Here is an 11,951-nt window from a genome sequence, read left to right as displayed (position 1 = left end):
TAAATTTGGAAATGTGGATTTTTAAATATAAATTTAATGCGTATTACAAACCATAGCTATTAACCATTTAAAACATTAACGACTATGACTAAAACAATAACATTTAATGAACTTCGCCGTATCAAAGATTGTTTACCCGATGGTTCTATGCACAGAATTGCAGATGAGTTGAATGTAACAGTACAAACAGTACGTAATTATTTCGGTGGAAATAATTATGAATACGGGAAAAATTGCGGTCTGCACATAGAACCAGGTCCTGACGGTGGTATAGTCGTATTGGACAACACTACTATATATGATATGGCGATGTCTATTCTTCAAGAAGAGAATAGCATGGCCGAAGAAAAATAGAAGTAAATAATTTTTAAACTTTTGCGTTATGGGCGATGATAAATTAATCACTATAGCCATTTATACGTACGAAAAGGCTCAGATTATAAAAGGCATTCTGGAGAACGAGGATATCCCGGTGGCTATCCAAAACGTAAATCTGATACAGCCGGTAATATCGTCAGGCGTACGCGTAAGAATCAGAGAACAGGATTTACCGCATGCTCTTCAAATTTTAGAACAATATTCGCTTTTCGATGATAAAGATCATCAAAAAGATAAAAGTAAAAATCACGAAAAGAAAATTCTAATTCCGGTCGATTTTTCCGACTATTCTTTTAAAGCCTGTCAGATCGGCTTTGATTTTGCAAAGGCTCATAATGCCAAAGTGATGCTATTCCACGCTTATTTCAGCCCGTATTTTCCGGGTGCTATACCAATCACCGATACATTTACTTATGAAGTTTCTGAAGATGAAGCGCTGAAACAGGTGCAAGATCGAGTAGGAAAAGATATGGCTCGTTTTGTCGAGACTTTACATAAGCAGATTGCCGAAGGGTTACTGCCGGACGTAGAATTCGATTATATTCTTCGGGAAGGCATTCCGGAAGATGAAATCAATCATTACAGTAAGGAATACAACCCTATGTTGATTGTAATGGGTACGCGCGGAAAAAGCCAAAAAGAACTTGATTTGATAGGAAGTGTCACGGCAGAAGTTCTGGACTCTACAAAATTCCCTGTATTTGCCGTTCCGGAAAGTGTTCCGTTTACTATGATTGATGAGGTAAATAACATTGCGTTTTTTACGAACTTCGATCAACAAGATTTGATAGCGATAGATACATTTATGAGGTTATTCGGTTCGTATGATTTTAAAGTCAATTTCGTTCATATGAATACGAAGCGGGACGCTTGGAATGAGATCAAATTGGCAGGGATGAAAGAATATTTCGATAAACATTACCCAGGACGTGAAGTTGCTTATATGATGTTGAATGGAGATGATTTCTTGAATAGTGTAGAAAAGTTTATCAGAGATGAGAAAATAGACATATTAACAATGACGACACGAAAGAGAAATATATTTGCAAGGTTGTTCAATCCGAGTATTGCTCATAAGATGTTATTCCATGCAGATACACCATTATTAGTAATTCCTTCTGTCGGCTGGTGAAGGTTTTTAAGCAAGGTAAAAATATATTCCCTGAAATACAATAAGTAATTTCAGGGAATATATTTTTTAGATACAGTTTAAAATCTTATTTCGTATTTTATTTTGTGAGGATGATAGAGCGGGGCTATCTGATGAGTGAAAACGGGAAATAGAACGGAAGAAAACGTAAAGATGACCAGATAATATTTCTTTGTTGGAAAATTTAGGCAGGTTCTTATAGTAACCGAAAACGAATAGTTAAAAAAATCTTTGTGTGAGATTTTGATAACCGATATCTTGGATAAATAATTTATATATAGTAAGATATATATTGTTTTATCATTTAAATTAATATCTGTATTATCCCTTTTTTCTTGAGAAATTCAGAGAAACTCTAAAAAAATCTGCTATTTTATATCGCTATTACGATCATTTTGCATAATTTTGGTTCATTAATAATACACACAATTGACCTCAGATGAAAAACAAAACTTCATTATCGGCACTTCTCGCAGTGCTGTTCGGATTCTTTATCATGGGATTCTGTGATGTAGTCGGTATGGCTACCTCTTATGTAAAAAACGATTTCGGATTGTCCGAAACATTAGCAGGTTTTATCCCTTCTGCAGTATTTTTCTGGTTTTTACTTCTGTCCGTTCCTACAGCTATCGTGATGAATAAAATTGGACGGAAGCGGACAGTTTTGGTAAGTATGGTTATAACCATTGTGGGAATGATGTTGCCTTTTATTTCTTACAACTTGGTATCTTGTATGGTCGCTTTTGCGTTTTTAGGAATTGGAAATACGATTTTACAAGTTTCTTTAAATCCGTTATTGACCAATGTCGTAAAAGGCGATGCTTTGACCAGTTCGTTAACCGGAGGACAAGTTATTAAGGCAATATCATCATTCTGCGGGCCGTTTATTGCCGCATTTGCCTTGAGCTTTTTCGGATCTTGGGAATATCTTTTCCCTATTTTTGCTGTAATAACTTTGATTTCTACGCTTTGGCTGTTGGTTAGTCCTATTCAGGAAGAAAAACCCGATTCAGCTTCGTCATTCGGAGCGACATTCGGATTATTGAAAGATAAAACGATTTTGCTCCTTTTCTTAGGAATAGTATTTGTCGTAGGTACAGATGTAGGAATGAATACTATTGCTCCGAAATTGCTAATAGAACGTTGTGGCATGGCTGTTGATGCCGCGGGATTCGGTTCGAGCGTATATTTTGCTTGTCGTACGGTCGGGGCTTTTGTCGGTACGGCCTTATTAGCGAAATATTCACCTGTTAAATTTTTCCGGATCAATATTCTTATAGCGATTTTAGGTATGTTAGCTCTGTTTTTTGTGAATGATTTGATGTTAATATACACAATGATCGGGTTAGTAGGGTTTGTATGTTCAAGTATTTTCTCTGTTATTTACTCTATGGCATTACAAAGTCGTCCCGACAAAGCGAATGAAATTTCCGGTTTAATGATTACGGGAGTTTTTGGTGGAGCGATTGTCCCTCCTTTAATGGGATATGCTACGGATTTGGTTGGAAGTCAGAACGGATCTGTCGCAGTTATTTTGGTTTGCATATTATATCTGACATATTGTTCTTTCGGCATTAAGGTGAAGAATAATTAAGAATTTAATAATTTATGAGGTTCCGGGAAGTTACATTGTAGCTTCTCGGATTTTTTATGAGATATAGCCTAAAGTTCTATTTAAGATATGAATTTTTTACAGACAGAATAAGCAGAAAAAATATTTCCATAAAATTTAGATAGGCTCTAAAATAATTTTGTAATAAAAGTATTATCTTTGCTGCGCTTCGGTTCATAGTTTCTGTTCAGAGACATGATTAAAAGGGAATCAGGTGAGAATCCTGAACAGTCCCGCTGCTGTAAGCTCTGTAAAATGTTTTGATAAAATACTTTGCCACTGTTTATTATATATAAATGGGAAGGCGTTCAAAACAGGAGTAAGTCAGAAGACCTGCCAGGCAGATTCATTTCAATAGCTTTCGAGGAATAAGCTTTTGAGTATTATTGCGCGGTATTTTACCATATAATGTTCACTCCCTTATTTTTAGTTGGCTATTTGATTTTGGTTAGAATCAAATAAATATATCAGTATGCAGAGATTTTTACGTTTTAATTGTGAAAAAGATTTTGTTTTGCAGGGGGTGAGAAAGTCCCGAGTATTGCTTTGTTGCAGTTTATTGTCAGTTTCGTTAAATGTGGCGGGGCAAACGACATCAGTGACTAAAGTATTGGAATATGTGCCTGCACCCGGGCAATTCGTGAATGCATCTTTGCCTAAATATGAAGCAGGAGATACGGATGAATCGATTCGGGCAAAGGCAGAATCGACAATGAAAGCCGGTAGTTCGTTTATCGGTTTAGGGGCTTATGGAGGTTATGTGGTTGTCGGTTTTGATAAACCGATTGTGAATGTTCCCGGTGAGTATGATTTTAAGACAGCAGGAAATGCGTATGTAAATAATGCCGAGTGTGGAATTATTATGGTATCTCAAGATAAGAATGGAAATGGTCTTCCTGATGATGAGTGGTATGAATTGGCCGGTTCGGAATATAATAACCCCAAGACAGTTCATAATTATAAAATAACTTATTACAGACCTCAATACGATATAGAAATACGGAAAGGAGAAACTCCTGATGAAAATTATATAAATAATCCGGCTTCATTTCGTACAGAAACGGAAAATAATAATATTGCGGATGTAATGTGGAAAGATAATTTGGGAAATACAGGTTATGTATTACGTAATACTTTCCATAAACAGCAGTCTTATTATCCGATGTGGATCGAATCGGATGAGTTGACATTTTCGGGTTCTTTATTACCTTCAAATGCTGTACAGTCCGGAAATATATGGCAATTTCCGGCTTATGATTGGGGGTATGCCGATAATTGGAGTGCCAATGAGTCAGATGAGAAAATTGGGATGAAAATAGATTGGGCTGTCGATAAATACGGAAATCCTGTTCGTTTGACACATATCGATTTTGTGAAGGTATATACTGCTTTGAATCAATGTGTCGGAGCTGTAGGAGAGACATCGACAGAATTTAAGTCTGTCATAGATCTTCATCCCGATGCTCAAGTATCTGAAGACAAATCTGTTGTTTTGGATTTATCCGAAGCAGTTTTAGATGAATCGACAAAGGTTTCGGATTTTATTTTCGATACAGAAACGAAATTCTTTGATTTTAATGATTTGTTCCGTTTTTCACATTCGGCAACGGATTGGGGTGGGGGTTCTTTCTCTTGGGACGGTTTTGTTTGCAGTAAACAGCAACCCGATCTGAATGAACCTTCGGATTTATACAACCCGGATGGCAGTGTAAATACAGATGTCGTAAGTTCTTGGGAATATTTGCCGCAGAATACTTACGCTGCAGTGACCGGAGCAGGCGTAAACGGGGATAATACCCCATATATTTTCGGATATTGGGACTCATATAGTGATCAAAGTATTATATCTTTTGCAGACGGAATGTCTCATAAAGTAAACGGTGTGTATGTGACGAATGCTGCCATAAATTATATTTCGATGAAATATGGTGATTCTTATGGGAAAAAGTTTGGTGGAGAAAACGGGACAGATCCAGATTTCTTAAAATTGACGGCTGTTGGAAAGAATGGTGATACCGAGACCGGAAGTGTCGATTTTTATTTGGCTGATTATCGTTCAGATTATAGTTGTGACGATTATATCGTCACAGACTGGAGTTGGATGGATTTGTCTTCTTTGGGAGAGGTTTCTTCGATAGAGTTTTCTTTGTCGTCTTCAGATAATGGAGATTATGGGATGAATACTCCGACTTATTTTTGTTTAGATGGCTTGTCGGTAAATCCTCAGGCTTCAGTGCCGTCTGCAATATCGGAAAGTGAGAAAGCAGTTTCTTGGAGTGTATATCCTAATCCGGCATTAAGTTATATTCGCATCAAAGGTGATGAATATAAAAAAGCTGATATTTATACGTTAAACGGAGTTCTTGTTCGTTCTGTTTCAGCATCTGAACAAATTTATGTAGGTGATCTGGCTACCGGACTATATTATATCCGGATTACAGATGATACATATACTTCAACATTGAAATTTATCAAACAGTGATAAGTTAAGTTTTCCTTTACAAATTAATCTGCGCAAAAAGAAGCTGTGTCAAAATATTGACATGGCTTCTTTTATGTGTTTTTTATGAAAAATCCAATTATTTTCCGTTTTAATATAGGAAAATTTATAGATTTTATAACTGCAATATTTTTATTTTAAATGGATTCTAAAATAGATATATATGTTTCTCTTTTCTGTGTTGTTCCAATATGAATAAATAATTACATTTTTATGGTGTAAAACTCGCTATTTATGGTATTTTATTCATATAATATGATAAAATGTATATGATAAGTTTTGAGGTTAAGATAAAATAGTTACTTTTGCACAGTTTTTAATTAAGTGTGCAAAAGTAAAAAACATTTATATGTCTAAAACTCGTGAGATGCTGGTCGATGTAGCACGTCAATTATTTGCTAAGTCGGGGTTGGAAAATACTACGATGAATGACATTGCCATTGCATCTCGTAAAGGAAGACGGACTCTCTATACGTATTTCAAAAATAAAAACGAGATTTATTGGGCAGTAGTAGAATCGGAACTTGCACATTTATTGCAACGGCTTAAAGATATAGCTAATAAAGATCTCCCTCCTGAAGAAAAACTTACTAATTATATTCTTACCAGACTTGAGGCGGTTAAAGAGACCGTTTTGCGTAATGGCACTTTAAAAGCAGAGTTTTTCAGGGATATTTGGAAAGTAGAGCAAGCTCGTAAGAATATCGATATGCACGAAGTTGTGTTGCTAAAGGGAATTTTGAAGGAGGGTGTCGATAGAGGAGATTTTAGAATTACCAGCGTTTCTGCAACAGCGACGATATTGCATTATGCTCTAAAAGGTTTAGATGTGCCTTATATACGGGATAATTTTACCGAGATGGGGCTGGAAAGGCTTCGGGTAAAAGAATATATAGCAGATCTTGTGTTGTATGGAATCAAGAAATAAAGCAACAAAACTAATAAATTACTAATTTAAAATTGTATGTATATTAATGCGACCGGGTATTATATCCCTACAGAAAGAGTGTCTAACGACCATTTTTTTGAAATTAATGGGTTAACCAGTGACTGGATATTACAGCGAACGGGTATAAATACGCGATCTAAGGCCGGAGAAGGAGAAAATTCAGATACAATGGGGTTAGAAGCGATACGGGTTGCCATACCACATTTGCCGTACGACATAAAAGATGTTGATTTGATTGTTTCCGCATGTTATTCTCCTCGTGATACGGTGGCTACTTTGGCTCATGTTGCCCAACGCGAATTTAAGATAGAAAAGGCAAAAGCTTTGTATATATCATCGGCTTGTTCTTCATTCAGTAATGCACTTGAGGTTGTTGAGGGCTATTTTGCCATGGGAAAAGCAACCAAAGCTTTGGTTGTTTGTTCAGAGCATAATACTTATTATAGCAATGAAAGTGATCCCAAATGCGGACATTTATGGGGTGATGCCGCAGTCGCTCTTTTTGTTTCTAAAGATTTGCAGAAAGAAGGCGAAGCGGAGATAACCAGTATTTATACTCGAGGTTTGGGGCATATCGGTAAAGGCCCGGATGCTGTGCATTTGAAACCGAAAGAAGATGGAATTACAATGCCTGAAGGTCGAGATGTGTTCATGCATGCGTGTAAATATATGGTTGAAGTTCTTGAACATTTGACTTCGGATAACCAGATGTCGATTGACGATTTGAATTATATTATATGTCATCAGGCAAATATGCGTATCGTAGCGAATGTCGCTCATCAGTTGAAGCTCGGAGAAGACCGTTTTCTGAATAATATTCGGGAGTTGGGAAATACAGGTTCGGCAAGTGCCATGCTGGTTTTGGCGCAGCATATCCATGAAATGAAAAAAGGAGATAAGGTCGCTGTCACTGTTTTTGGTGGAGGTTATTCAAGTGGCGGATTTTTAGTGAAATTTTGATTTTAATCTATTTAATAAGATAACTTATGAAATTATTGCAAGGAAAAGTTGCCGTTATTACAGGTGCGGCTCGTGGAATAGGCAAAGCGATTGCCATCAAATTTGCAAATGAAGGTGCGGATATTGCGTTTACCGATTTGGCCATTGATGATAATGCAAAAGCTACAGAAGCTGAAATAGCAGCTTTAGGTGTAAAAGTAAAAGGGTATGCTTCGAATGCAGCGAATTTTGAAGATACACATAACGTTGTTACTGAGATTGTAAAAGATTTTGGACGCATCGACATTTTGGTAAATAATGCAGGAATCACTCGGGACGGTCTGATGATGCGTATGTCAGAAGCCCAATGGGATATGGTAATCAATGTGAACTTGAAATCTGCATTTAATTTTATACACGCAGTTTCTCCTGTTATGATGAAACAAAAGAGCGGGAGTATCATAAACATGTCTTCTGTTGTCGGTGTATCGGGTAATGCCGGACAATGTAATTATTCAGCATCGAAAGCCGGTATGATAGGTCTGGCTAAATCTATTGCAAAAGAGCTTGGTTCTCGCGGTATTCGTGCCAATTGTATCGCTCCGGGATTTATCATTACCGATATGACAGGTGCATTATCTGATGAAGTGAAAGAAGCTTGGGCAAAACAAATTCCATTACGTCGTGGCGGTACACCCGAAGATGTTGCTAACGTATGTACTTTCCTCGCTTCTGACCTTTCTTCATATGTTACCGGGCAAGTTATTCACTGTTGTGGCGGTATGAATATGTAAAGAATATTTTATAACATATATTCAGAAGGTAAAAGAATCATTACGATTCTTTTACCTTCTGTTTTTTTATCCCTATCTTTGTTTCATATCTAATGTATATTTTATGACGGTATTGTACGAAGATAATCATTTGATTATTGTAAATAAAACGACATCGGAGATCGTACAGGGTGATAAAACCGGAGATACTCCTCTATCTGAAATGTTGAAGTTATGGCTGAAAGAGAAGTACGGTAAACCCGGAAATGTATTTGTCGGGGTAACCCATCGGCTCGACCGTCCGGTGAGCGGATTGGTGATTTTTGCTAAAACAAGCAAAGCTCTGACACGGATGAATGAGATGTTTCGCAATAATGAGGTGAAAAAAAAATATTGGGCGATCGTAAAAAATCGTCCGCCGAAAGACTCGGATGAGATTACTCATTATATTGTGAGGAATGAGAAAATGAACAAGTCGGTTGCATGGGACAGAATGAAACCTAATGCTAAAGAAGCTGTTCTTGCATACCGGATAGTTGCTCATAGCGATAAATATTATTTATTGGAAATAGATTTGAAAACAGGAAGACATCATCAGATTCGATGTCAGTTGTCTAAGATCGGGTGTCCTATAAAGGGTGATTTGAAGTATGGTGCTGAACGATCTAATCCAGACGGAGGCATTAGCCTGCATGCTCGTCATATTAAATTTATTCATCCGGTATCCAAGGTAGAAATTGATATAACTGCTCCGGTTCCGGATAATAATCTTTGGAAAACTTTTGAGAAGTTGGCCGGATCTTTTTCAGAATAAAGAATTATACACACACTAATTATTTTATATTATGAGAACACATCTTAAATTTGCGGTAGTGTTTTTGATTACCGTATTCGTTTTTGTCGGCTTGTCGGCACAGACCTTTATCCATCCCGGTATCGATATGTGCCGGGAAGATCTTGAGTTGATGAAGAATAAAACATTGGCGGGAGAACAGCCTTGGCGGGGAGCTTTTGAGCGTCTAAAGGCGGAAACACCTCTTTCTTTCGAAGTTAAGACTTATGCGCATGTTATCAGTGGACCGTACGGAAAACCTGATATTGGCGGATCGGATCTTTCTAAAGGTGCGGTAATGGCTTATAATTGTGCTGTTTTATGGTATATTACAGAAGATAAAGCCTATGCTGAAAAAGCGATTGAAATTATAGGAAAGTGGTCTGAATCATTGCGTAGTCTGGACGAAAACAACGCTAAGTTGCTGGTTGCTCTTTCCGGATATAAATTTTGCAATGCCGCTGAAATTTTAAGATATACTTATCCGGGTTGGACTGAAAATCACACAGCGGCTTTTACAGAAATGATTATGAGCGTGTATTATCCGTTATTGAGATTCTATTTCCCTCAGGCAAACGGAAATTGGGATGGAGCGATTATGCATACTTTATTGTCGATCGCTATTTTTACCAATGATCGGCCGCTTTTTGATAATGCAGTTTATCATTATTTGCATGGAAAGGCAAACGGCAGTTTGATTAAATATATTTTTCCGAATGGACAATGTCAAGAAACTACCCGGGATCAGGGACATGTACAAATGGGGCTTGGTGAATTTGCCGGAGCAGCCCGAATTGCCTATACACAAGGCGTTGATCTTTTTTCTGCCGGTGATAACCGTTTGGCATTAGGTTATGAATATACTTCTCGTTTTCTTTTAGGAGAAGATATTTTCTCTTACGGAGAACCTTCTCATCGTGATAAGGATTTACGCAATGATTACGGGATAGAGTATGTCTATCAACACTATAAAGCCCAGGGAATAGACATGCCATATACTCGTTCTATATGTGATAAAGTTCGGGATAAGTCTTCGTTGATATTGCTTACAGCTTTCCGTGCGGCTTTTCAGGGAAAAACGCCCGAGCAGAGACCTTTGATTTGCAGTAAGATTGCTTATCCTGCAGGAGCGTTAAGAGTATCGGATTTTAAAATACCGGAAGGTGCGATTGTCGTATCGCCTGGAGATTCGTTACAGCAAATATTGGATAATGAGGCGGGACACAAGCGTACAATTTTTTTGAAAGCCGGAGAGTACACGATGAATAAAACTCTGAAAATCCATTCGGGGACGCATTTGATCGGAGAAGGTACAAAAACAGTTCTTATGTTTACACCGTCTGTACGAACTGCTGCAATTATGGCTGCCACGCCAGACATGAGTGATGTCGTTATTGAAAATTTGATAATAGAAGGCGCTCGGGAACATGCTGCTGGTTTTGATCCCAATGCCGGACGCTTTGAAAGACAAAGACGTTATGCAAATAATTTGGCCGGAATATCTTTCCGTAGTGAAAAAAATTATTCACTTTCCGGGATAACCTTGAGAAATCTTTCTGTAATTAATTTTTCTCGTACAGGAGTATATATTTCAGGTGCAAAAAATGTAAAAATAGAAGCTTGCGATTTTACTGAGAATGGGACATTTGTCGTACCGGGGCCGAGACTTCAACATAATTTATTGTTGCAGCGTGTTGATGGTGGAGTTGTGCGGGATAGTCGTTTCGATACCTCTTTACATGGAGCAGGTGTTGTGTTGGATCATTGCCGTTCATTAGATTTGAAAGATTGTGAAATAGCCCGGAATGCATGGCATGGAGTTTTATTGTCCGAATGTTCTGGTATAAATATTTCTGAAAATTTGATAGAAGGAAATGACGGTTGTGGTATTTTGTCGGAATTTTTATATAAGGGATCGAGTAATCTCAAAATTCGAAAAAATAGAATCCGCTATAATAACGGATATGGAGTCGAAGCTTTTGCGGTTAAAAATCTTTCTGTGTCAGGTAATTGCTATGATCGTAACGGAAAGTTGGGAGAGCAAGAACATTTATGTTCAGATCTTACTTTACAAATGGAAAAGATCTCAGTCGATTGAAAGAGAGAATAAAATATGTTTGGATAAACAAGTTTTTTATTTGAGAAAAATGATAAATCATTATTGCGTTTGATAAGATTTGTATATCTTTGAGAGTTCTATTCATTTTATTAAAATTAAATAGTCATGTTAAGTAAAAAGATTGAGGAAGCTTTAAATGCTCAAGTAAATGCGGAGTTTTGGTCTGCATATCTTTATTTGTCTATGTCTACTAATTTTGCAGTAAAAGGAAACCCCGGATTTGCGAATTGGTTTGAAACTCAGTTTAAAGAAGAGCAAGATCATGCGTTGATTTTTACAAAATACATTCTTTCTCGAGGGGGAAAAGTAACATTAGCTCCTATTGCCGAGGTAAAGACCGAATGGAACACTCCTTTGTCTGCTTTTGAAGATACTCTCGCTCATGAACAGAAAGTAACTTCTATGATCAATGATTTGTATGCTTTGGCTACAGCGGAAAAAGACTATGCGACTCAAAGTATGTTAAAGTGGTTTATCGATGAACAAGTAGAAGAAGAAGAGACGGCTCAAGGCATTATTGACAGTCTTAAAATGATTAAGGACAATGGATTTGGTATCTATACTTTAGATAAGGAACTCGGTGCTCGTACTTATACACAAGCTGCTCCGTTAGCCGGGAAATAATAAATCCGGCTAGGCTATTATAAAAGGGGCTGTCCAAAAAGTCGGATAGCCCCTTTTGCTATTGTTTATTTCGGT

10 protein-coding genes and 1 riboswitch are annotated in these 11,951 nt (G+C 37.2%); all 10 genes read left to right on the top strand.

The window, feature by feature from the left end:
• Positions 1 to 84 precede the first annotated feature (84 nt).
• The 10 genes from AC0UMU_RS06550 (at position 85) to AC0UMU_RS06505 (ending at position 11,876) form a co-directional block, all read left to right on the top strand.
• Positions 85 to 354 carry a hypothetical protein gene (locus AC0UMU_RS06550; protein ID WP_009316794.1) on the top strand — a complete coding sequence of 90 codons (270 nt, stop codon included), beginning with the start codon at positions 85 to 87 and terminating at the stop codon, positions 352 to 354.
• 28 nt (positions 355 to 382) lie between these two features.
• On the top strand, positions 383 to 1,510 hold the full coding sequence (locus AC0UMU_RS06545; protein ID WP_009316795.1) for a universal stress protein: 1,128 nt from the start codon (positions 383 to 385) through the stop codon (positions 1,508 to 1,510).
• A 457-nt stretch (positions 1,511 to 1,967) separates the two neighbouring features.
• Complete coding sequence (locus AC0UMU_RS06540) at positions 1,968 to 3,122, top strand: MFS transporter (RefSeq protein WP_009316796.1); 1,155 nt, start codon at positions 1,968 to 1,970, stop codon at positions 3,120 to 3,122.
• Positions 3,123 to 3,292: 170 nt separating this feature from the next.
• Positions 3,293 to 3,495, top strand: a riboswitch (cobalamin riboswitch).
• Positions 3,496 to 3,612: 117 nt separating this feature from the next.
• A complete protein-coding gene (locus tag AC0UMU_RS06535; protein ID WP_473979894.1) occupies positions 3,613 to 5,622 on the top strand; it encodes a DUF4465 domain-containing protein in 2,010 nt (669 codons plus the stop codon).
• 361 nt (positions 5,623 to 5,983) lie between these two features.
• Positions 5,984 to 6,568 (top strand): TetR/AcrR family transcriptional regulator, encoded by a 585-nt coding sequence (locus AC0UMU_RS06530; RefSeq protein WP_031258025.1) that lies wholly within the window; start codon positions 5,984 to 5,986, stop codon positions 6,566 to 6,568.
• Positions 6,569 to 6,604: 36 nt separating this feature from the next.
• Positions 6,605 to 7,549: a 3-oxoacyl-ACP synthase III family protein gene (locus tag AC0UMU_RS06525; protein ID WP_022390654.1), complete on the top strand. Its 945-nt coding sequence runs from the start codon at positions 6,605 to 6,607 to the stop codon at positions 7,547 to 7,549.
• A 26-nt stretch (positions 7,550 to 7,575) separates the two neighbouring features.
• A complete protein-coding gene (gene fabG / locus AC0UMU_RS06520; RefSeq protein ID WP_022390653.1) occupies positions 7,576 to 8,322 on the top strand; it encodes a 3-oxoacyl-[acyl-carrier-protein] reductase in 747 nt (248 codons plus the stop codon).
• A 103-nt stretch (positions 8,323 to 8,425) separates the two neighbouring features.
• The gene (locus AC0UMU_RS06515) at positions 8,426 to 9,115 is read left to right on the top strand and encodes an RluA family pseudouridine synthase (protein ID WP_278714595.1); all 690 of its coding nucleotides are present in this window, start codon (positions 8,426 to 8,428) and stop codon (positions 9,113 to 9,115) included.
• Between the two features lie 31 nt (positions 9,116 to 9,146).
• Positions 9,147 to 11,231 carry a right-handed parallel beta-helix repeat-containing protein gene (locus tag AC0UMU_RS06510; RefSeq protein WP_278714594.1) on the top strand — a complete coding sequence of 695 codons (2,085 nt, stop codon included), beginning with the start codon at positions 9,147 to 9,149 and terminating at the stop codon, positions 11,229 to 11,231.
• 126 nt (positions 11,232 to 11,357) lie between these two features.
• Positions 11,358 to 11,876 (top strand): ferritin, encoded by a 519-nt coding sequence (locus tag AC0UMU_RS06505; protein ID WP_022599451.1) that lies wholly within the window; start codon positions 11,358 to 11,360, stop codon positions 11,874 to 11,876.
• Positions 11,877 to 11,951: the final 75 nt, after the last annotated feature.

Source organism: Coprobacter fastidiosus (assembly GCF_982245605.1).
This window is presented reverse-complemented; position numbering and strand designations above follow the sequence as displayed.